Here is a 20,363-nt window from a genome sequence, read left to right as displayed (position 1 = left end):
CGGACCCTACGTCAGGGCACGCACTGCGGCATCGGCGAGCAGCCGTCCGCGCACGGTGAGCCTCAGCGTTCCCGACAGCGCCGCACGTCCGTCGAGGACGCCATCGCCCACCAGCGCAGCGATGGCTTCAGCACGGGGGTCGGGAAGATCCATCACCGGCATGCCCTGTGCGAGCCGCAGCCGCAGCATCACCGACTCGAGAGCGAGATCGGCCGCGGTGAGCGGCTCCCGCTCCGCCTCGGGACTGGTCCCGGCGGCGACGCGCGCGGCGTACACGCGAGGCAGCTTGACGTTCCACCAGCGCTCGGCGCCACGCTCGGCACCGTCGGCGCCGATGCGCGGCCCCAGATAGCTGTGCGCGCCGGGGCCGATCCCCCACCAGTCCTGGCTGGTCCAGTACGCGACGTTGTGACGGCAGGCCTGCTCCGGCGTGCGCGCCCAGTTCGACACCTCGTACCAGGAGTATCCCGCGTCGCGCAGGCGCGCATCGGCCGCCTCGTACATGTCCGCCTGGGTGTCGAGGTCCACCGCCTCGATCTGACCCGCGCGCAGCTGGCGGCCCATGCGCGTTCCCGGCTCGATCACCAGCGCGTACGCGCTGACGTGATCGGGCTCGAGGGCGATGGCCGCATCCAGGCTGGCCCGCCAGTCGTCCAGGCTCTCGCCTGGCGTGCCGTAGATCAGGTCAAGGCTCACGGCCAGGCCCGCCTCGCGCGCCCACCGCACGGCGAGCGCCACGTTCTGAGGGCGGTGGGTCCGCTCGAGAGTCGCCAGCACGTGCGGCACGGCGGACTGCATCCCAAAGCTCACCCGGGTGAAGCCGGCCGATGCGAGGGTCGAGAGCGATGCGGCGGTCACCGAGTCCGGGTTCGCCTCGGTGGTCACCTCTGCGTCCGGCGCCAGGCCCCACGTGTCGCGCACGCCCTCGAGCATCGCGACCAGCGCTGCCGGGTCGAGCATCGTGGGCGTGCCGCCTCCGAAGAAGACGGTGCGGGCGGGGCGCAGGTCGCCAGCCATCGCGGCACGCGCCTGGGCCATCTCCCCCAGCGCCGCGCCCACATAGTCGTCTCGCGAGGAGAACTCGCCCTCGCCGGGCGCGTAGGTGTTGAAGTCGCAGTACCCGCAGCGCACGGCGCAGAACGGGACGTGGACGTAGACGCCGAAGTCGCGCATCGGCGTGGCGGGACCCGCCGGAGCCGGGAGCACGACTACTTCTTCTTGCCCTTGTCCGAGCCGTCGTCCGACGTGGAGAGCGCGGCGATGAAGGCCTCGGGCGGCACCTCGACCGAGCCGATGTTCTTCATGCGCTTCTTGCCGGCCTTCTGCTTCTCGAGGAGCTTGCGCTTGCGCGAGATGTCGCCGCCGTAGCACTTGGCGAGCACGTCCTTGCGGATCGCGCGGATGGTCTCGCGCGCGATCACGCGGGCGCCGATCGCCGCCTGGATGGGCACCTCGAACTGCTGGCGGTCGATGAGGTCCTTGAGCTTGGTGACCATCGACAGGCCATACGAGTAGGCCGCGTCCTTGTGCACCACGGCGCTGAACGCGTCCACCGGCTCGCCCTGCAGCAGGATGTCGACCTTCACGAGGTCCGCGGCCTGGTCGCCCGCGGGCTCGTAGTCGAGCGAGCCGTAGCCCTTGGTCCGCGACTTGAGCTGGTCGAAGAAGTCGAACACCACCTCGGCCAACGGGAGCGTGTAGTGCATCTCCACGCGCGTCTCGGACAGGTAGTTCATGGTGCCCATCTGACCGCGACGCTCCTGGCACAGGTCCATCACGGTGCCGATGAACTCGCTGGGTACCAGGATGGACGCCTTCACCACGGGCTCGCGCACCTGCGAGATCTTGCCGCCAGGGAACTCCGAGGGGTTGGTGACGGTCACGACCTTGCCGTCCTCCATCTCCACCTCGTAGACCACGTTCGGGGCCGTCGAGATGAGGTCCAGGCCGAACTCCCGCTCGAGGCGGTCGCGCACGATCTCGAGGTGCAGCAGGCCCAGGTAGCCGCAGCGGAAGCCGAAGCCGAGCGCGACCGAGCTCTCCGGCTCGTAGACCAGTGACGCATCGTTGAGCTGCAGCTTGTCGAGAGCGTCGCGCAGCACGGGAAAGTCCGAGCCGTCGAGCGGGAACAGACCCGAGTAGACCATGGGCTTGGGGTCCCGATATCCCCCGAGCGACTGCTGAGCACGATTGTGGGCCTGGGTCACGGTGTCGCCCACCTTGGACAGCCGCACGTCCTTCACGCCCGTGATGAGATAGCCCACCTCGCCCACGCCCAGGCCCTTGGTGGGCTTGGGCTCGGGGCTGATCACGCCGATCTCAAGCAGATCGTGGGTGGCAAGGGTCGACATCATGGCGATCTTCTCGCGCGGCTTGAGCGAGCCGTCCACCACCCGCACGTAGGTGACGACCCCGCGGTAGGTGTCGTAGACCGAGTCGAAGATCATGGCGCGCGTGGGGGCGCTCGCGTCGCCCACCGGCGCGGGGATGTCGCGGACCACGCGGTCCAGCAGCGCCTCGACTCCCTCACCCGTCTTGCCGGACACGCGGAGCACGTCCTCCTCGTCGCAGCCGATCAGCTGCGCGAGCTCGGCGGCGTAGCGCTCGGGGTCCGCCGACGGCAGGTCGATCTTGTTCAGCACCGGGATGATGACGAGGTCGTTCTCCATCGCGAGGTACAGGTTCGCGAGCGTCTGCGCCTCGATGCCCTGTGCGGCGTCCACGAGCAGGATCGCCCCCTCGCACGCCGCGAGGGATCGGGAGACCTCGTAGGTGAAGTCCACGTGGCCAGGGGTGTCGATCATGTTCAGCGCGTGCGCGGTGCCGTCGACCTCCCACGGCATGCGCACGGCCTGCGACTTGATGGTGATCCCGCGCTCGCGCTCGATGTCCATGCGGTCGAGGTACTGCGCCTTCTGGAGCCTCGCCTCGAGCACGCCCGTGATCCCGAGCATGCGGTCGGCGAGCGTGGACTTGCCGTGGTCGATGTGCGCGATGATGCAGAAGTTGCGGATCAGCTCCGGCGCCGTCGCGGCAGGCTCGATGCGGGGGTCGGGTGTCACGGTGGTGTGGGATCCCTCGGGTCGGGTGAACAGTCAGCGGCCATTGTCCCACGTTCCCATCCGTTCTCATGCGACGGGCGAACGTGCCGATAGACCCTGGTGACAGCGGAGATGGCCCGCTGCGGCGACACCCGAAGGAGGCGGACGGCGTGACGCATCATGACTCCATGTTTCGGCAGACGTTCAGGACGTCGCCGATCGGCATGGCGATCGTCACTGGTGACGGTCGCATCGAGGAGGCGAACGAGCAGTTCGCGTCCATCCTCGGCTACGAGCCCGGCGATCTCGCCGGACGCGTGGCCCAGACCTTGGTCCACCCCGATGACGTGGGTCGAGACGCGGAGCTGCGCGGACAGCTGGCCTCGGGAGAGCTGCCCTACTTCCAGCTCCAGACGCGGGCGCGGCACCGGTCGGGCGACACCGTCTGGACCCGGTCGACGGTCACCCGCGTCGACTCAGGCGACGATGGCGCGGTCTACCTGCTCCAGATGGAGGACGTCAGCGAGGTGCGCCGCGCCAAGGACCTCCTCGAGCGGCGCGCACAGTTCGACCACCTCACGGGCCTGCCCAACCGCTCCCTGCTGCTCGACCGCACGCAGCGTGCGCTCGACAGCCACGAGGGGGCCGACGCCACCGTCGTGTGCATCTTCCTCGACCTCGATCACTTCAAGCTCGTGAACGACTCCCTGGGCCACCACGCGGGCGACCGGATGCTCGTCGAGCTCGCGCGGCGCCTGCGCGAGTCGGTCCGCCCGGTCGACACGGTGTCGCGGCTCGGGGGCGACGAGTTCGTGGTGATCGGCGAGAACATCGCGGGCCAGAAGGCCGCCGAGGGCCTGCTCGCCGTCGTCACCGCCGCGCTCCAGGCGCCGATCGAGGTCGACGGCCATCGTTTCGCTCCCACCGTGAGCGCCGGCCTCGCCCTCGCGCAGCCCGGCATGACGGCGGAGACGCTCGTACGCAACGCGGACATCGCGATGTCGCACGCGAAGAACGCCGGGCGCAACCGTGTCGAGGTGTTCCGCGAGGAGCTGCGCGACAGTGCGCTGGTCCGGCTGTCGATCGAGACCGAGCTGCGCACGGCGATCCAGGAGGGCGAGCTGGTGGTCCACTACCAGCCCGTCGTCGACCTCGCCACGCGCGAGACGGTCGCGTTCGAGTCGCTGGTGCGCTGGCGCCACCCGCAGCGGGGCCTCCTCCTGCCGCAGGACTTCATCGAGATCTGCGAGGACTCGAACCTCGTGATCCCGCTGGGCGCCTTCGTCATCCACGAGGCGTGTCGCTTCATCGCGGCCAACCCTGTGTTCCGCGGCAAGGTGCTCGTCAACGTCTCCACGCGGCAGATCGGCGGCGCAGACCTGACGCGTGTGGTGCGCAGCGCGCTGAAGGAGACCGGCGTCCACCCCTCCCGCCTGGGCCTGGAGATCACCGAGTCAGGCATGCTGCTTGCGACCCAGTCCGCCGCGAGCGACCTCAGCGCCCTCGCGACGATGGGCGTGGACCTCATCCTCGACGACTTCGGCACCGGATACTCGGCTCTTTCCTCCGTGCTGCAGAACCCCGTCTCCGGGCTCAAGCTCGCACGCGAGTTCACCCTGCGACTGGGAGACCGCTCCACGGGCGACCGCATCAGCACGGCCATGGCGACGCTCACCGACAGCCTGCGCATGTACGGCATCATCGAGGGCGTCGAGACGGAAGCCCAGTACCGCCAGGCCCGCGAGCACGGCTGGCTGCTGGGACAGGGATTCCTGTTCGGGCACCCGCTGCCCGCCGAGGAGATCACGTTCACCTCCGCAGGCACCTCCCACCTCACCGAGCTGCGCGACCGCACCGAGGCCGTCGAGGCCTGACCCGACGTCCGCCCTCCGAAGGCCGGAACCCCCGCCGGTAGGGTGCCCCTGTGGAACCGCTGATCCTCGCCGCCCTCGCCAGCGCAGCCGTCGCGGCCGTGGCGGTCCGCGCCCGTCGGCGGTCCTCGCGACCGGACCGGGCCTCGCGACGCTCGCACAGCCGCGCCTCATATCCGGGCGACTTCGACGGCCGCGTCGACGTCGCGTACTCCCCCCGTCTCGACGGACGTCCGGACCCCGGCGAGGTGGTGTGGACCTGGGTGCCCTACGAGGAGGACCACTCGCGGGGCAAGGATCGCCCCGTGCTGCTGATCGGCCGTGACGGTCGCTGGCTGCTCGCGCTGCAGCTCACGAGCAAGGACCACGACCTCGACGCCGCCCAGGAGGGGCGCTGGGGCCGGCGCTGGATGGACATCGGGACCGGGGCGTGGGACTCGCGGCGTCGTCCGTCCGAGGTCAGGCTCGATAGAATCGTGCGGGTGGACCCCTCCGCAGTCCGGCGCGAAGGGGCAGTTCTGGACAGGCGCCGCTTCGACGCGGTCGCACGTTCGCTTTCCGAGCTGCATCACTGGTAGGATAGGAAGCCGTGTGTGGGCGCGCGCTCGCGCTCCACCCTGAAATTTCCAACATCTCTGAAGGATTCCTGTGGCTAACATCAAGTCGAAGATCAAGCGCATCGGCACCAACGAGAAGGCTCGCCAGCGCAACGTCGCCGTCAAGTCCGAGCTCAAGACGCACGTGCGCAAGGTGCGCGAGGCGATCGCCGCAGGCGACAAGCCTGCCGCCGAGACCGCGCTCAAGACCGCGACCACCAAGCTGGACAAGGCCGCCTCGAAGGGCGTCATCCACGAGAACCAGGCCGCGAACCGCAAGTCGGCGCTCGCGAAGCAGGTCGCCTCTCTCTGAGCCTCAGCGCTCACCGCTCAAGCCCCGACGCGCCCTGGCGCGTGCGGGGCTTCTGCGTCTGCTCTCGCTAGTGTCACGTCCGTGACGCATTCCCCGGGCGCAGCCCCCGTGCCGTGGCATCTTCCTGCCACGGGGCGCCATGCCCACACCCGGTCCACGCGCGTGCTGCTGGGGCGTCAGGGCATCTTCACCGCTGACCGCGGCCTCTACGGCTATGAGCTGCTGTTCCGGGCACCTGGGCGGATGGGCCTGCGCGTGGACCTGTGGAACGCGCGGCAGCAGGACCGCGCGACCGAGCATGTGATCGCGGCAGCGTTCCACATGGCGACGCACCCCCCGATCGACATGCTCGCGTTCATCAACTTCACGCGCAGCTATCTCGTGGATCGCGCCGATGTGGGCTTCCGGCCGGACCAGGCGGTGATCGAGGTGGTCGAGTCCGCGTTCGCGGACGAGCCGCTGCGCCAGCGCCTGGGCGATCTGCAGCGCCGCGGGTATCGGATCGCGATCGACGACTTCGTGGGGACCGCTTCCCAGATGGCGTTGCTCAGCCATGCCGAGTTCGTCAAGGTCGACGTCAGGGATCTGGTCGCGCAAGGTCCCGATCTCGTGGCGCGTGCCCGTGCTCACGGCTCGACCCTCGTGGCGGAGCGTGTCGAGACTCGCGCCATGCTCGAGTGGTGCGAGGAGCTGGGCTTCGACCTCTACCAGGGGCATGGCTTCGAACCCGCGATCGTGATGGACCGCGGACACGCCGAGCTCGCCGCCTGACGGAAGCGGAGTCCGCGCTCAGGGAGCGGCCAGCTCCGCGACTGTGCGCACCGCACGCTCGAGGGCGAAGGCGGGCGCCCGGCCGCCGCCCTTGATCTCCGCGTCTGCCGCAGCGATGGCCTCGATCGCGTCCGCGAGCGACTCCGCGTTCCACCGTCGCAGCTCCCGCCGGGCACGGTCCACCTGCCAGGGAGGCAGGCCCAGGTCTCGCGTGGGGTCGAGCCCCCGACCGCGGGACGCGCCCACCTTCGCCAGCGTCCGCAGCTTCGAGGCGAGAGCGGCGTTGAGCGGCACCGGATCCACGCCCGCGGCCAGCGCGTGCCGCACGAGCGTCACTGCCGTGCTCACCTGTCCCGCGACCGCGGCGTCCGCGACGCTGAACGCGGTCGCGTTCACACGGGTGCCGTAGTACCGCGCCACGGCGTCCTCGTCGATCGCGCCCTCGACGTCTCCCAGCAGCTGCTGCGTCGCGGCCGCGAGCTCGGGGAGATCCGTGCCGACCGCGTCGACCAGCCTCCTCACCACCGCTGCCGGGGCCGGGCGTCCGGCTCTCTCGAACTCTGCGGCGACGAAGTCGGCGAACTCGTTGTCACGCTTGACCGCCGGGCACGTGTACTCCGGGACGCCGCCCTTGCGGAGCGTGTCGAGCAGTCGCTTGCCACGCACCCCGCCGCCGTGACGGATCACCACCACGACGTCGGGCTCAGGGGCGGCGGCGTACGACAGACCGTCCGCGAGGAACGCGTCATTCATCGCCTCGGCACCCTCGACCACCACCAGGCCCGGCTCGTCGAACAGCGAGGGGCTCGCTGCGGCGAGCAGGGCGCCGCTCGTGTACGCGCCGGCGTCGAGCGTCGTGATCGCAACGCCCGCACCCATCGCGTGGTGGATGCGCTCGACCGCGCGCGCCGCGAGCAGCGACTCCGGCCCGCTCACGAGCACGACGGGGGCTGGCTTGGCACGGTGCCAGGTGGCTTCCGGGGCGCGGGTGCGGGGCGGCATGGCACTAGCGTGCCACGTCCCTCGGACACTGCGACCACCGCAGTCCTCGCTCGTCCCGAGCGAGCGCCACCGTGCCGCACAGGTCCGTGCGCAGCACCACGCCGTCGCGGGCGTACAGCTCCAGCGCAGGCGCAGCCGGATGACCGTAGGTGTTGTCTGCGCCCACCGACACCATCGTGACCGTGGCGTCGATGCGTGACACCAGTGCTGCGTGCTGCACGGCGGAGCCGTGGTGAGCGACCTTCACCACGTCCACGCTGAGGTCACCGTCCCACCGACCCACGAGCGCACGCTGCCCCGCCTCCTCGAGGTCCCCGAGCGCGATCACGCTCGCGCCATCGGCATTCGCCAGCACCACCACGCTGGCGTCGTTGGCCCCCAGTGCCGTGTCCCGATGCAGTGACGAGAGCACCACGACGTGCGCCTGGCCGGCGGTCAGGGCCTGTCCCTCGTGCGGCACGTCGACCGGCACGGCGGCGTTGGTGAGCGCCACGTGGGCGGCGCCGCCGTCACCCGCGGCCGAGATCCAGGCCGCCTGCACCGGCGCGGTGGCCAGCACCGCACCCACGGCGCCGTCGTGGTCGGCGTGTGGATGCGTGAGGATGAGCAGCGGCACCGCGTCGACGCCGTGGTCACGCAGGCATCGCCGGGCGAGGTCCCCGTCGGGACCCGTGTCGATCACGATGGCACTCGACGGGCCGGCGCGCAGCAGCATCATGTCCCCCTGACCCACGTCGCACGCGACCACGTCCCAGTCCGCCATGACCGTCGCGCCGCGCGCGCCCTGCAGCCAGATGCCTGCGGCCAGCGTCGCGCACCCGATCACCGCGAGGATCCACCGCGCGCGGCGCGCTCCGGTGAGGGCCGTGGCAAGGATCCCCGTCACCACCACGAACGCGGCCAGGCCGACTCCCCACGAACCCTCGGGCCACGCGAGACGTGCCGCGGGTGCCCAGGCCACAGCATCCGCCACCCCTGCGATGGGTCGAGCCGCCAGGCCGGCACCGTGAGCGAGCACGGCCGCGCCCTCGGCGCTCACGGGCGCGACCACGAGCGCGAGCGCGCCCAGTCCCATCACTGCGGGCACCGCGAGGCCTGCGATGAGATTCGCGGGGACGGCGTACGGCGTCAGCCCCGGCTCGATCACGAGCACCAGCGGGGTGACTGCCGCCTGCGCCACAAGCGGCACCGCCATGACCCGCGCGAGCGCGGGAGGCAGACGTCGTGCCAGCATCCGCGCCACGAGGGGCGACCACAGCACGATCGCAGCCACTGCCGCCACGGACATCGCGAAGCCCAGCGACGTCGCGACCGTGGGCATCACGAGCACCAGCACGAGGACCCCGGCCGCCAGCGCCGGGAGGCCGCGCGCCGGACGACCCCAGGCGATCCCCAGTGCTACGGCGCACGCCATCGCGAGGGCTCGGACCACGGACGCCTCCGGACCCACGACGGCGGCGAACAGGCCGGCGACCCCCACGACGGCGCAGGCGCGCACCGGCCTCGGAGCACGCAGAGCGGAGACGATGGCGCCGACCGCGATGATCAGGATCGCGAAGTGCGCGCCGGACACCGCGGTGAGGTGAGCGAGCCCGGCCGTGCGCATCCGCTCCACCTGCAGTGCCGGCATCGTCGAGGTGTCGCCGGTCACCATGCCGCTCACGAGTCCCCTCACGGCGGGGTCCACCCGCGCGACCGCCTCGTGCAAGGCGCCGCGCCACTGGAGCAGCGCGCCGGGTGGCCCCACGGCGACGATGCGGGCACTCCACAGGACCGCGTCCCCGGTCCCCTGCCACGAGGCGGCTCCCTCGACCAGCACGCGGGTGCCTCGGTCGAGCGGCTCGTGCAGCACGACGCTCAGCGTCGCCCCGGCCCGCAGCGCGCACCCGCCCTCCGCGGCAGCCTCCTGGCGTCCACCGGGCTCCCACGCCATCACGTGCGCGGGCGCCATCCAGCGCCGCTCGCCGCCTGACAGAGCGCGGGGCTCGTCGCTCATCACCACCTCCACGCGCACGGTCCCCGCCGCGTCGAGCGCCTGCGCGTCGCACCGGGCCGCATCGCGCTCGCCGCCCGCGACCACCACGGCGACAGCTGCAGCCACCGCCGGCAGCGCGAGCATGGCCGCGACCGTGGGCCGCCAACGCGCGGTCGCCAGCGCAGCAAGTCCCACAGCCGCGACCCCCAGCAGGCACGCGACCAGCGCGGCGGCTCCCTCCCTGTCGTGCGCGACGGCCCAGGCCACAGCCCAGGCCGCGATCGCGGACGGGACCAGCCTCGCATCGTGGGTGCCCGTCACACCTGCGCGAGCCCCTCCCATTGAGCGACCAACGCCGGGCCCACGCCACTCACGCGCTGAAGATCATCGAGCGAGGTGAAGGGCCCGTGCGCATCTCGATCGGCGACGATGCGCTCCGCGATCACGGGTCCCACCCCCGGCAGCTCCTCGAGCTGCGCGGCGCTCGCCGCATTGACCGACAGGGGGCCCGTGGCATCCGCCTGCTCGCCTGCGGTCGGAACGTGGACGTGCTCGCCGTCGACCGCCTCGCGTGCGAGATTGACGCCCGCCTGGTCCGCCGCGGCGAGCAGCCCGCCCGCAGAGGCGATGACGTCCGCCACGCGCGAGCCTCCCGGAACCTCGACCAGGCCCGGCTCGGCCACGGCGCCGCTCACGTGGACGATGACCGCAGGCGGGACAGTCTCAGTCCCCTCGGACGTGACGTTCAGCTGGTGTCCCGGATCAGCGGTCACAGGGTCCGATGCGCTGGGCGCGTCGAGACCGACGGGTGCGCCGCGCCCGGGGCCGGCGAGCCACCATGCGACCGCGCCCACCGCGACGAGCACGACGGCCACGGTGGCGGCGACGCGCGGAGACAGCGTCCAGCGCACGGTGGCGGACGTCTCGGGGATCTCGCGCCCATAGGCGGCCTCGTAGGCGCGTCCCGCAGCACGCGCGGCGCTCTCGCGCCACTGCCGAAGAAGGTCGGGCTGGGGCGGCTCCCGTTGCGCGTCACGAGCGCGATCCAGTGCGTCGTCGTCGGGGAGTCGCTGCGGTGGGAAGGTGCTCACGCCGCCGAGAGTAGGCGTGCCCTGCGCGCGTGGCGTTCACGTCTCGCCGCTCCCGTGGACGAACCGCAGCTCCCGCCGTCCTGGGGATGAGCCGTCAGCGGATGGGCTCGGGGAGGTCCACCACGACAGCCGCCAAGGTGCCCGGGCCGGTGTGACTCGCGAGCACTGCGCTGACCGGGGTGCGCACCAGCATCGCCAGGTCAGGATGGCGTGCTTCGAGGCTCTTCGCCGCCTCGTCGCCGAAGTCGCCCTCGCCCAGCACCATGACCGCCGCGGCGGCGCGGGTCATGCCGGCGACGGCTTCCTCCGCGAGCTGCATGACCGCAGCCCGCGCGCGCTGGGTCGATCGCACCCTCTCCACCATGACCACCTCGCCGCCCTCGAGCTCGAGCACAGGGCGAACGTTGAAGACCTTCCCCACCGCGGCGATGGCCGGGGACACCCTGCCCCCGCGCTTGAGGTGCTCCAGCGTGTCCACCGTGAAGATGCACCGGGCCGACGCGGCGACGTCTCGAGCCACCTGCGCCACCGCATCGGCCGTCCCGCCGCTGCGCGCGACGGAGGCGGCCGCGATCGCGGCGAAGCCCGTGCCCATCGCGAGGCTCGCGGTATCGACCACCGTGACGGGCACGTCCACGGCGTCGGCAGCCGCCTGGGCGCCATTGACGGTGCCGGACATCTTGCCGGAGATCAGCACCGCGACCACGTGCTCGGCGCCGTCCGCCGCTGCCAGCGCAAACGCCTCCTCGAACTGCGCGACGGCAGGCTGCGACGTGCGCACGTCACGACCGTCGAGCAGCGCGGTCAGCACCTCCTCCGAGGTGACCTGCTCGCCCTCGAGCCGCGACTCGCCATCCACGATCACCTGCAAGGGCACCACTCGGATCCCCCACTTGCGTGCAAGCGCAGGGGGCAACGATGCCGCCGAGTCCGTGACGACGGCGACGTGACCGGACATGCCTTCGAGCGTACTCATCAGGGGGTGCGGTGCGCGCGGCGCAGGGCGCGCAGCGTCACGCAGGGACGATGTTGACGAGCTTGGGCGCTCGCACGATCACCGTGCGAATCGCCGCTCCGTCGAGGGCACGCTGGACCGCGGCTGAGCCGAGCGCCGCCTCGCGCAGCTCGTCCTCGCCGATGCCAGGAGGCACCTCGAGGCGGTCGCGCACCTTGCCCTTCACCTGCACCACGCACGTCACGGTCTCCTCCACCAGCAGGGACTCGTCGACGGCAGGCCAGCCCGCGTGCGCGACGTTCTCGTGACCCAGCATGGACCACATGTCCTCGGCGCAGTACGGCGAGAACAGGCTCAGCACGATCGCGACGGCCTCCGCGGCCTCCCTGACGGCGGGATCCGCGGGGCCGGCCCCGGAGTCGATGACCTTGCGGGTGGCGTTCACGAGCTCCATCACGCGGGCGACCACGACATTGAAGCGGAAGCCCTCGACCAGCCCAGCGCAGTCGGCCACGGTCCGGTGCGTCACGGCGCGCAGCGCGGCGTCGCCGGCGGCAGGGTCGGAGTCCGGCGCCGACGCGACGTCGCGGGCGAGGCGCCATGCGCGAGCGAGGAACTTGGCGGAGCCTGCAGGCGAGACGTCGGCCCAGTCGATGTCGTCCTCGGGCGGGCCCGCGAAGGCCATCGTGAGGCGGATCGCGTCCACGCCGAACTCGTCGAGCTGCTCGGACAGCCGCACCAGGTTGCCGCGCGACTTGGACATCGCGGAGCCGTCCATCTGCACCATGCCCTGATTGAGCAGCGCGCTGAAGGGCTCCTCGAAGTCGATCATGCCCATGTCGTGCAGCGCCTTGGTGAAGAAGCGCGCGTAGAGCAGGTGCAGGATGGCGTGCGTGACGCCGCCCACGTACTGGTCGACCGGCGCCCAGCGCTTCGCGTCGGCCGGGTCGAAGGGGCCGTCCGTCTTGCCTGGCGAGAGGTACCGCAGGAAGTACCAGGACGAGTCCACGAAGGTGTCCATGGTGTCCGTGTCGCGGGTCGCCGTGCCCCCGCAGGACGGGCAGGTGGTGGTCACCCAGTCCGTCGCGGCGGCCAGCGGCGACTGGCCCTTGGGCTTGAGGTCGAGGCCCTCGGCGGCCGGCAGCTCCACCGGCAGCTGGTCGTCCGGCACCCGCACCTCGCCGCACGCGTCGCAGTGCACGATCGGGATGGGCGTGCCCCAGTAGCGCTGGCGAGAGATCAGCCAGTCGCGCAGGCGGTAGTTGGTCGATGCCCGGCCCACGCCGTCAGCCTCGAGGCGCGCCACGATCGCGGCGATCGCGGCCGTCTTGTCCAGGCCGTCGAGGTCGCCCGAGTTGATGAGCGTCCCGTCACCGGTGGTGGCGATCCCGGACTCTGCGGGCTCGGGCAGGCGGTCGCCGTGCTCGTCGCGGCAGTCCAGGACCGCGCGCACCGGCAGGTCCATCGCTCGTGCGAAGTCGAGGTCGCGCTGATCGTGCGCGGGCACGGCCATGATCGCGCCGTGTCCATAGTCGGCCAGCACGTAGTCCGAGGCCCAGATGGGCAGGCGCTCCCCGTTCACCGGGTTGACGGCGTAGCGGCCCAGGAACACTCCGGTCTTGTCGCGCTCGGTCGACAGTCGATCGATGTCGCTCTCCGTCTTGACCCGCTCGGCGTAGGCCTCGAACTCCGCTTGCACCGCCGCATCGGCCGTGCTCGCGAGCTCCGCCGCGAGGTCGCTGTCCGCGGCGACCACCATGAAGGTCGCCCCATACAGGGTGTCCGGACGCGTGGTGTAGATGTCGACCGGCTGGTCGCGGCCCTCGATCACGAACGTCACGTCCGCGCCCTGCGAGCGACCGATCCAGTTGCGCTGCATCGCGATCACCTTGGACGGCCACGTGTCCTGCAGCCCGTCCAGGTCGTCGAGCAGCCGGTCTGCGAAGTCCGTGACCTTGAAGTACCACTGGTTGAGCTTCTTCTTGGTGACAGGGGTGTCGCAGCGCTCGCACAGGCCACCGACCACCTGCTCGTTCGCCAGCACGGTCTGGTCCTTGGGGCACCAGTTGACGTTGCTGTGCTTGCGATAGGCGAGGCCACGCTCGTGCAGGCGGGTGAAGAGCCACTGGTTCCAGCGGTAGTAGTCGGGCCGGTGCGTCGCGAGCACGCGGTCCCAGTCGAAGGAGCACGCGTAGCGCTCCATCGAGGAGCGCTGCTGCGCGATGTTGTCCTCGGTCCAGCCGCGTGGGTCCAGTCCACGGGTGATCGCCGCGTTCTCCGCGGGCAGGCCGAACGAGTCCCAGCCGATGGGGTGCAGCACGTTGAAGCCGCGCTGCGCCCAGTAGCGCGCGATCACGTCACCGAGCGCATACGCCTCGGCGTGGCCCATGTGGAGGTCGCCCGAGGGGTACGGGAACATGTCGAGCACGTACTTCGTGGGACGCTCGTCCCCCTCGGCGCCGGAGCGGAACGGCTGGGTCTCGCGCCACACGGGCAGCCAGCGCTCCTCGAGGGCACGGAAGTCGTAGCGGGTCTCGTCGGTCTCGGGGGTCGCGGAAGTCACCCCGAGATTCTATCGGCGCTCGCGCGCCGTCCGTACGGACGGCCGATGCGCGGGCGAGGACGCAGTGTCAGGACACCTGGGTGACGGAGACGGTGACGTCGAGGTGCTCGGTCGAGCCCGCGACGACGCCCGACAGCGGGCGCACGTCTCGGTACTCCCGCGCACGGCCCACGATCACGTGGTGGTCCCCCACCTCGCGATCGTTGGTGGGGTCGAAACCTATCCACTCGCCTGCCCACCACTCGACCCAGGCGTGCGACTCGCCCTGGACGGTCTCGCCGATCTCGGCGTCTCGCTTGGGGTGCAGGTATCCGGAGACGTATCGCGCGGGGATGCCCACGGCACGCAGCGTCCCTGCAGCGAGTTGAGCGAAGTCCTGACAGACGCCCGAGCGGGCCTCCCACGCGTCGATCGCGGCGGTGTGCACCGTCGTCGACCCGGGGACGTACTTCATCTGGTCGTGGAGGTGCTCGCACACAGCCCTGGCCGTCGCGTCAGGCGACAGCTTCGTGGCGACGTCGGCGGCATACTCGGCGAGCTCCTCGGGAGGAGCGGTCATGGGACTGCTGTCCAGGTACTCGCAGAGCAGATCCTTGAACTTGGGTCCTTGCAGGGTGTCCCACGACGCCTTCTCCGCGCGCGGCTGCTGCGGAAGGATCTCGACGAGGGACGATCCCACCACCGTGAGCGTCTGATGCGGCTGCAGCACCTCGAACGCGAGCACGTCGCACTCCCAGTAGTCGCGGTAGCCGTGGCTCCACGACACTGGGGAGATGTCGATGCGCGAGTCCAGGACGCGCTGGCGCGGCAGCCAGGCGGGCGTCAGGCGTGCCTCGTTGTACGAGGACGGCGCCTCGGCGGCGTACCGGAAGTGATTGCGGTGCTCGATCCTCAGCGTCGTCACAGCGCCTCCTGGTTCCACGTCACGGTCGCGGCCGGCAGGAAGTACCGATCACGAATGAGGTCCGATGCGGTGGCGCAGGCGCGCTGCACCTCCTGCATCTGCGGTACGAGATCGTCGAGGATCTCGCGCACGGGGCTGTACTCGAGGTTGGTGCGGGCGCGACCAAGGGCAAGGCGAGCGCGGCCCGCGAGCGCACGGTTGGACTCAGCGCCCTCGATCTGGCCCAGCACGGTCTCGGCGCGGTCGAGGTTGTACGCGATCGACCGCGGGAACAGCCGGTCGATCAGCAGGAACTCCGCGGCACGCTCCTCGGTCACGAGCGCCCGCACGGTCCGCAGATAGGCCTCGTGAGCGGAGCACGTGCGCAGCAGGGTCGTCCAGTTGGGGCCTGTGGTGCCTTCGAGGTTGCGGGTCATGAGGAGCCTGGCGATCATGTCCGCCCGCTCGAGCGAGCGTCCCAGCTCCATGAAGTGCCACGCATCGTCTCGCGAGGTGGTCGCGCTCGACAGGCCCCACACGACGGCGGCTCGCTCGCGCACCCACACGAAGTACTCGTGCGGCTGGGACGCCCGGTTCCAGCGACGCAGATCCATGCGGGTGATGTTGAGCGACTCCCACACCTCGGTCGAGATGACCTCGCGCGCCCGTCGCGCGTTCTCACGCGCGGCACCCAGCGTGCCGGCGATGGATGACGCGCTGTCACTGTCGAACGCCAGCTGCCGCAGCACGTCCGTCCGGCTGACGGGCTCCTCGAACTGACAGTTCATGACTGCGAGCAGCGACGCGTTCGCGCTGGGCTCGTCCACCCAGGGGTCTTCGAGCAGCACGTTCAGGTGCACGTCGAGCAGGCGCGCGGTGTTGTCCGCGCGCTCGACATAGCGGCCTATCCAGAACAGGGACTCGGCGATGCGGCTCAGCATGGCTCGCCCCCCTGCTCGCGCTGCTGCTGTTGCTGCTGCGCCTGCTGGCCGGCGACGTAGTCCTCGGGATGGGCGGTCTGCGGCACCGAGGACATCCCGCTCAGCTCGACGCGCGACTCCGGCGGGTGCTGTCCCGACCCACGGTGGCGGACGCCGCCCAGCACCCACGTGTCCTTGGATCCGCCGCCCTGGGACGAGTTGACGATGAGCTGACCTCGCTGGAGTGCCACGCGCGTGAGGCCGCCAGGAAGAACCCAGACGTCGTCCCCGTCGTGGATGGCGAAGGGGCGCAGGTCCACGTGGCGGGGCTCGAGGCCCTCGTCCGTAAGCGTGGGGACCGTCGACAGCTGCACCACTGGCTGCGCGATCCACCCGCGCGGGTCGGACAGGATCTGCTGGCGTACCTGCTCGAGCTCCTCCGGCGAGGCCTTGGAGCCGATGGTCACGCCCTTGCCGCCGGCACCGTCGACGGGCTTGACCACCAGCTCGTCGAGCCGGTCCAGGACCTCCTCGCGCGCATCGGGCTCCTCGAGGCGCCACGTATCGACGTTGGGCAGGATGGGCTCCTCGCTGAGGTAGTAGCGGATCAGGTCCGGCATGTACGTGTACATCAGCTTGTCGTCCGCGACGCCGTTGCCGATCGCGTTGGCGATGGTGACGTTGCCCATGCGGGCCGCGTTGACCAGCCCGGGTGCGCCCAGCGCGCTGTCGGGACGGAACACGACCGGGTCCAGGTACTCGTCGTCCACGCGCCGGTAGATCACGTCCACCCGCCGCCTGCCAGCGGTGGTGCGCATGTAGACACGGCCGTTGACCGTCTCGAGGTCGCGCCCCTCGACCAGCTCGACTCCCATGGTGCGTGCCAGCAGCGAGTGCTCGTAGTAGGCGGAGTTGTACACGCCCGGCGTCAGGACCACGATCGTGGGGTCGTCGACGCCCTCAGGCGCACTCTTGGCGAGCGCGGCGCGCAGCCGGCGGGAGTACTCGAGGACGGGACGGATGCCCATCGCACCGAACATCTCGGGGAACATCTGCGACATCGCACGGCGATTGGACAGCACGTAGCTCACGCCGGATGGCACCCGCACGTTGTCCTCGAGAACGCGCCAGATGCCGTGCTGGTCGCGCACGAGGTCGATGCCGGAGACATGGACGCGGACGCCGTTGGCGGGCTCGATGCCGGCGACCGAACGGTAGAAGTACTGCGACGTCGCGATGAGCCGGCGCGGCACCACACCGTCCTGGACGCAGTGCTGCGAGCCGTACACGTCCGCGAGGAAGGCCTCGAGAGCCTTGACGCGCTGCGCCACTCCCGGCGAGATGATGTCCCACTCGTCTCCGCCGATCACGCGCGGCACGATGTCGAGCGGGAAGGGCCGCTCCTCGCCCGCGTGGTCGAACGTGACGCCCTGCGCGAGATAGGTGTTCGCGAGCGCCTCTGCACGGGAGTACAGGTCGTCGCCGGACATGCGATCGATCTCGGCGTAGACGCGGGCATACGGCTCGCGGACCGCGCCCTCGACATCCATCGCCTCGTCCCACGCGGCGACCGGGGTGTACCCGGTCCACGGGGTGTGGTCATCATCGGCGGTCATAGCCCCACGTTAACCGGGGATCGTTGCAGGTGCGTTTCCGGATGCGGTCGCGCAGGTGTCGGTCCCCGGCACACGGACGCGTGCTGCCCACCCTTCCAGCGCCGGCGAGCCCGCCGCTACAGTGACGTGCATGACTGTAGATCCCCTCTCCGCGGAGTACGCCCAGATCGTCGCCGAGGGCTACTCGTTCGGCGGGTCGAGCATCACTCTGGGCGCGCTGGTGCAGGGCGAGGACGCCACCGAGTCCGCGCAGGTGCGTATCCCGCTGGCGATGATGAACCGGCACGGACTGGTCGCCGGCGCGACCGGAACAGGCAAGACCCGCACGGTCCAGGGCCTCGCCGAGTCGCTGTCCGATGCCGGGGTGCCCGTGTTCGTCACTGACATCAAGGGCGACCTGTCCGGCATGGCGGTGGCGGGCGAGCAGCGCGACTTCATCGACGCTCGCGCCGCGGACATCGGACAGGCGTGGGAGCCGCGTGCGTATCCCGTCGAGATCTACGGGCTCGGATCGTCCGACGCCGCGGGCATCCCGTTGCGCACCACCGTGACCGACTTCGGCCCGTTGCTGATGTCGAAGGTGCTGGGGTTGACCGACATCCAGGAGTCTGCGCTGGGACTCGTGTTCCACTGGGCGGATCGCAGCGGGCTCGCGCTGCTCGACCTCCAGGACCTGCGCGCCGTCATCCACTACCTCACGTCCGACGAGGGCAAGGAGGAGCGGGACTCGATCGGCGGCGTGTCCTCGCAGACCGCCGGAGTGCTGCTGCGCGAGATCGCGAACCTCCAGGCGCAGGGCGGCGACGAGTTCTTCGGCGAGCCGGCCTTCGACACCGCTGACCTGCTGCGGACCGCCGAGGACGGTCGCGGCGTCATCTCGATGCTCGCGCTGCCCCGCCTGCTCGACAGGCCTCAGCTGTTCTCCACGTTCCTGATGTGGCTGCTGGCCGACCTCTTCCAGGACCTTCCCGAGCTGGGGGATCCCGAGAAGCCATCGCTGGTGTTCTTCTTCGACGAGGCGCATCTGCTGTTCGCGGACGCATCCAAGGAGTTCGTCGCGCAGGTGGTCCAGACCGTCCGGCTGATCCGCTCCAAGGGCGTGGGGATCTTCTTCTGCACGCAGACACCCAAGGACATCCCGGCCGATGTGCTCGGCCAGCTGGGATCGCGGGTCCAGCACTCGCTGCGCGCCTTCACTCCGGACGATGCGACCGCGCTGCGCGCCACGGCACGCACGTACCCGACCTCCGGGTACGACCTGGAGCAGGTGCTCACGACCATGGGGATCGGCGAGGCGGTCGTCACCGTTCTGAGCGAGGACGGCGCGCCGACGCCCGTGGCGTGGACACGGCTGTGCGCACCGCGCGGAAGCATGGATCCGGCACCGCAGGACGTGGTGGCGCGCACCGTGGCGTCGAGCCCGCTGCGCGCGCGATACGCCGAGTCGCTCGATCGTGAGTCCGCGTACGAGGTGCTGGCGGAACGTGCGGAGAAGGCAGCCGCGAGCGCCGCGAGGCGCGAGGAGGCGACCCCGCAGCGCTCCGCGGGCACCCGCCGCGCGTCGGGGAAGCCGTCGAGCGTCGAGAAGGTGCTCGAATCGAAGCCAGTCAGGGACTTCGCGCGCACCGCGGGGCGCGAGATCGGCCGCTCGATCATGCGGTCGATCTTCGGTGTGTCCTCCCGCTGACGGCCACCGGGCCCTACCATTCGTCGTATGGGGTACCCCGAGGACCTGCTCGCACCGCAGGAGAAGCTGCTGCTGCACCGTCACCAGCACTGGAAGGCGCTCGTCGGCGCCACGATCTGGCTGCTGGTGCTCACGGGCGCCGCAGTGGCGCTGCTGGTGTGGCTCGCTCCCGGCGCCACCGGCGGGGCGCAGACCGCGCTGTGGTGGGGCGTCGCAGTGGCGTGGGTGGGCCTGGTGGCATGGCTGTGCGTCGCGCCGTTCGTCGCCTGGGCCACCACGCACTTCGTCATCACGGACCGCCGCATCCTCTACCGCACCGGGATCATCACGCGCTCCGGGATCGACATCCCGGTCGCTCGCATCAACACGGTGCAGTTCCGTCACGGGCTCATCGACCGGATGTTCCGCACCGGCACGCTCATCATCGAGTCCGCCTCGGATGACCCTCTCGAGTTCGACGACATCCCCGAGGTCGAGAAGGTCCACGCGATGCTCTACAACGAGCTCTATGACGAGCTGCACGACGACGAGTCTCCGCGGTAGCGCACACAGCACGGCCGGGCGGCGCGAGGACCGCGCAATGCGCGGGTAACCTCGCCCTGCCTACACTGGCCGGAGCCCCGAGGAGGTTCCGATGGCCGCCAGCCACGTCACGCCGCTGCACCGCGCCGATGCGCGTCGCACGCCGCTCGCGGGCGTCGCCGTGGCAGTGGTCACCGTCTCCGACAGGCGTGCAGCAGGAGAGGCCGAGGACACGGCCGGCCCTGCCATCGCGGACGCCCTTCACGCCGCCGGCGCCGCCGTCGAGGCGTGGATCGTCCCCGATGGACTGGAGCCCGTGCGCACCGCGCTCGAGCAGGCGCTCACGGCGCAGGCCCGCGTGGTGCTGACCACGGGAGGCACGGGCGTGGCGCCTCGGGACGTGACCCCCGACGCCACCCGACCCTTCCTGGACCGCGAGCTTCCCGGTATCCCGGAGCTGCTGCGTGCCAGCGCCGTCTCACGGGTGCCCACCGCCGCTCTCAGCCGTGGGCTCGCGGGTGTCACGGCGGGCGCTGCGCCCGCCGTGATCATCAACC

General features: G+C 70.8%; 17 protein-coding genes. 7 read left to right on the top strand and 10 right to left on the bottom strand.

Annotated elements, in window-relative coordinates; genetic code table 11:
- Positions 1 to 6: 6 nt before the first annotated feature.
- Both hemW and lepA read right to left on the bottom strand, forming a co-directional pair.
- Positions 7 to 1,173 (bottom strand): radical SAM family heme chaperone HemW, encoded by a 1,167-nt coding sequence (gene hemW, locus Dac01nite_RS11220; protein ID WP_203657243.1) that lies wholly within the window; start codon positions 1,171 to 1,173, stop codon positions 7 to 9.
- A 35-nt stretch (positions 1,174 to 1,208) separates the two neighbouring features.
- Positions 1,209 to 3,062: a translation elongation factor 4 gene (gene lepA, locus Dac01nite_RS11215; RefSeq protein ID WP_203657022.1), complete on the bottom strand. Its 1,854-nt coding sequence runs from the start codon at positions 3,060 to 3,062 to the stop codon at positions 1,209 to 1,211.
- Between the two features lie 167 nt (positions 3,063 to 3,229).
- On the opposite strand from lepA, the gene Dac01nite_RS11210 reads away from it, so the two are divergent.
- The 4 genes from Dac01nite_RS11210 to Dac01nite_RS11195 all read left to right on the top strand — a co-directional run bounded on the left by Dac01nite_RS11210 (position 3,230) and on the right by Dac01nite_RS11195 (position 6,592).
- The gene (locus Dac01nite_RS11210; protein WP_203657021.1) at positions 3,230 to 4,915 is read left to right on the top strand and encodes a putative bifunctional diguanylate cyclase/phosphodiesterase; all 1,686 of its coding nucleotides are present in this window, start codon (positions 3,230 to 3,232) and stop codon (positions 4,913 to 4,915) included.
- A gap of 59 nt (positions 4,916 to 4,974) precedes the next feature.
- Positions 4,975 to 5,490 carry a type II toxin-antitoxin system PemK/MazF family toxin gene (locus Dac01nite_RS11205; protein ID WP_373307254.1) on the top strand — a complete coding sequence of 172 codons (516 nt, stop codon included), beginning with the start codon at positions 4,975 to 4,977 and terminating at the stop codon, positions 5,488 to 5,490.
- Between the two features lie 70 nt (positions 5,491 to 5,560).
- Entirely contained in the window at positions 5,561 to 5,821 is a 261-nt protein-coding gene (gene rpsT, locus Dac01nite_RS11200; RefSeq protein WP_203657018.1) for a 30S ribosomal protein S20, read from the top strand.
- A gap of 81 nt (positions 5,822 to 5,902) precedes the next feature.
- The gene (locus Dac01nite_RS11195) at positions 5,903 to 6,592 is read left to right on the top strand and encodes an EAL domain-containing protein (RefSeq protein ID WP_203657017.1); all 690 of its coding nucleotides are present in this window, start codon (positions 5,903 to 5,905) and stop codon (positions 6,590 to 6,592) included.
- Positions 6,593 to 6,610: 18 nt separating this feature from the next.
- Here the strand turns inward: Dac01nite_RS11195 and holA are convergent, their stop codons facing one another.
- The 8 genes from holA to Dac01nite_RS11155 all read right to left on the bottom strand — a co-directional run bounded on the left by holA (position 6,611) and on the right by Dac01nite_RS11155 (position 17,597).
- Positions 6,611 to 7,594, bottom strand: coding sequence for a DNA polymerase III subunit delta (gene holA / locus Dac01nite_RS11190; protein WP_203657009.1), 984 nt, complete (start codon positions 7,592 to 7,594; stop codon positions 6,611 to 6,613).
- A 4-nt stretch (positions 7,595 to 7,598) separates the two neighbouring features.
- The gene (locus Dac01nite_RS11185; protein WP_203657006.1) at positions 7,599 to 9,890 is read right to left on the bottom strand and encodes a ComEC/Rec2 family competence protein; all 2,292 of its coding nucleotides are present in this window, start codon (positions 9,888 to 9,890) and stop codon (positions 7,599 to 7,601) included.
- On the bottom strand, positions 9,887 to 10,660 hold the full coding sequence (locus Dac01nite_RS11180) for a ComEA family DNA-binding protein (RefSeq protein WP_239066634.1): 774 nt from the start codon (positions 10,658 to 10,660) through the stop codon (positions 9,887 to 9,889). The genes Dac01nite_RS11185 and Dac01nite_RS11180 overlap by 4 nt, the downstream gene beginning before the upstream one ends.
- Positions 10,661 to 10,754: 94 nt before the next feature.
- The gene (locus Dac01nite_RS11175; protein ID WP_203657003.1) at positions 10,755 to 11,618 is read right to left on the bottom strand and encodes a DegV family protein; all 864 of its coding nucleotides are present in this window, start codon (positions 11,616 to 11,618) and stop codon (positions 10,755 to 10,757) included.
- 55 nt (positions 11,619 to 11,673) lie between these two features.
- The gene (leuS, locus tag Dac01nite_RS11170; RefSeq protein ID WP_203657001.1) at positions 11,674 to 14,178 is read right to left on the bottom strand and encodes a leucine--tRNA ligase; all 2,505 of its coding nucleotides are present in this window, start codon (positions 14,176 to 14,178) and stop codon (positions 11,674 to 11,676) included.
- 67 nt (positions 14,179 to 14,245) lie between these two features.
- A complete protein-coding gene (locus tag Dac01nite_RS11165; protein WP_203656995.1) occupies positions 14,246 to 15,082 on the bottom strand; it encodes a transglutaminase family protein in 837 nt (278 codons plus the stop codon).
- Positions 15,079 to 16,002, bottom strand: a complete 924-nt coding sequence (locus Dac01nite_RS11160) for an alpha-E domain-containing protein (protein WP_203656994.1) — start codon at positions 16,000 to 16,002, stop codon at positions 15,079 to 15,081. The genes Dac01nite_RS11165 and Dac01nite_RS11160 overlap by 4 nt, the downstream gene beginning before the upstream one ends.
- Entirely contained in the window at positions 15,996 to 17,597 is a 1,602-nt protein-coding gene (locus tag Dac01nite_RS11155) for a circularly permuted type 2 ATP-grasp protein (RefSeq protein ID WP_203656993.1), read from the bottom strand. Before Dac01nite_RS11155 ends, Dac01nite_RS11160 begins: the two co-directional genes overlap by 7 nt.
- 130 nt (positions 17,598 to 17,727) lie before the next feature.
- Here Dac01nite_RS11155 and Dac01nite_RS11150 point away from each other — a divergent pair, with 130 nt between their 5' ends.
- The 3 genes from Dac01nite_RS11150 to Dac01nite_RS11140 form a co-directional block, all read left to right on the top strand.
- The gene (locus Dac01nite_RS11150) at positions 17,728 to 19,284 is read left to right on the top strand and encodes a helicase HerA-like domain-containing protein (RefSeq protein WP_203656992.1); all 1,557 of its coding nucleotides are present in this window, start codon (positions 17,728 to 17,730) and stop codon (positions 19,282 to 19,284) included.
- 27 nt (positions 19,285 to 19,311) lie between these two features.
- Positions 19,312 to 19,827, top strand: a complete 516-nt coding sequence (locus tag Dac01nite_RS11145) for a PH domain-containing protein (RefSeq protein ID WP_203656991.1) — start codon at positions 19,312 to 19,314, stop codon at positions 19,825 to 19,827.
- Between the two features lie 91 nt (positions 19,828 to 19,918).
- Positions 19,919 to 20,363: MogA/MoaB family molybdenum cofactor biosynthesis protein (locus Dac01nite_RS11140; protein WP_203656990.1), on the top strand; the 445-nt coding region annotated here is incomplete at its 3' end.

It is taken from the genome of Demequina activiva (genome assembly GCF_016862815.1).
Taxonomy (GTDB): domain Bacteria; phylum Actinomycetota; class Actinomycetes; order Actinomycetales; family Demequinaceae; genus Demequina; species Demequina activiva.
The sequence above is the reverse complement of the archived record's forward strand: the minus strand, read 5'-3'. Positions and strand labels throughout refer to the sequence as shown.

What these genes read in the sequence shown, in the direction of transcription:
- Dac01nite_RS11145 (WP_203656991.1), top strand. Translation starts at nt 19,312, where the DNA reads ATGGGGTACCCCGAGGACCTGCTCGCACCGCAGGAGAAGCTGCTGCTG.
- Dac01nite_RS11150 (WP_203656992.1), top strand. Translation starts at nt 17,728, where the DNA reads ATGACTGTAGATCCCCTCTCCGCGGAGTACGCCCAGATCGTCGCCGAG.
- Dac01nite_RS11155 (WP_203656993.1), bottom strand. Translation starts at nt 17,597, where the DNA reads ATGACCGCCGATGATGACCACACCCCGTGGACCGGGTACACCCCGGTC.
- Dac01nite_RS11175 (WP_203657003.1), bottom strand. Translation starts at nt 11,618, where the DNA reads ATGTCCGGTCACGTCGCCGTCGTCACGGACTCGGCGGCATCGTTGCCC.
- holA (WP_203657009.1), bottom strand. Translation starts at nt 7,594, where the DNA reads ATGCCGCCCCGCACCCGCGCCCCGGAAGCCACCTGGCACCGTGCCAAG.
- Dac01nite_RS11160 (WP_203656994.1), bottom strand. Translation starts at nt 16,002, where the DNA reads ATGCTGAGCCGCATCGCCGAGTCCCTGTTCTGGATAGGCCGCTATGTC.
- hemW (WP_203657243.1), bottom strand. Translation starts at nt 1,173, where the DNA reads ATGCGCGACTTCGGCGTCTACGTCCACGTCCCGTTCTGCGCCGTGCGC.
- Dac01nite_RS11210 (WP_203657021.1), top strand. Translation starts at nt 3,230, where the DNA reads ATGTTTCGGCAGACGTTCAGGACGTCGCCGATCGGCATGGCGATCGTC.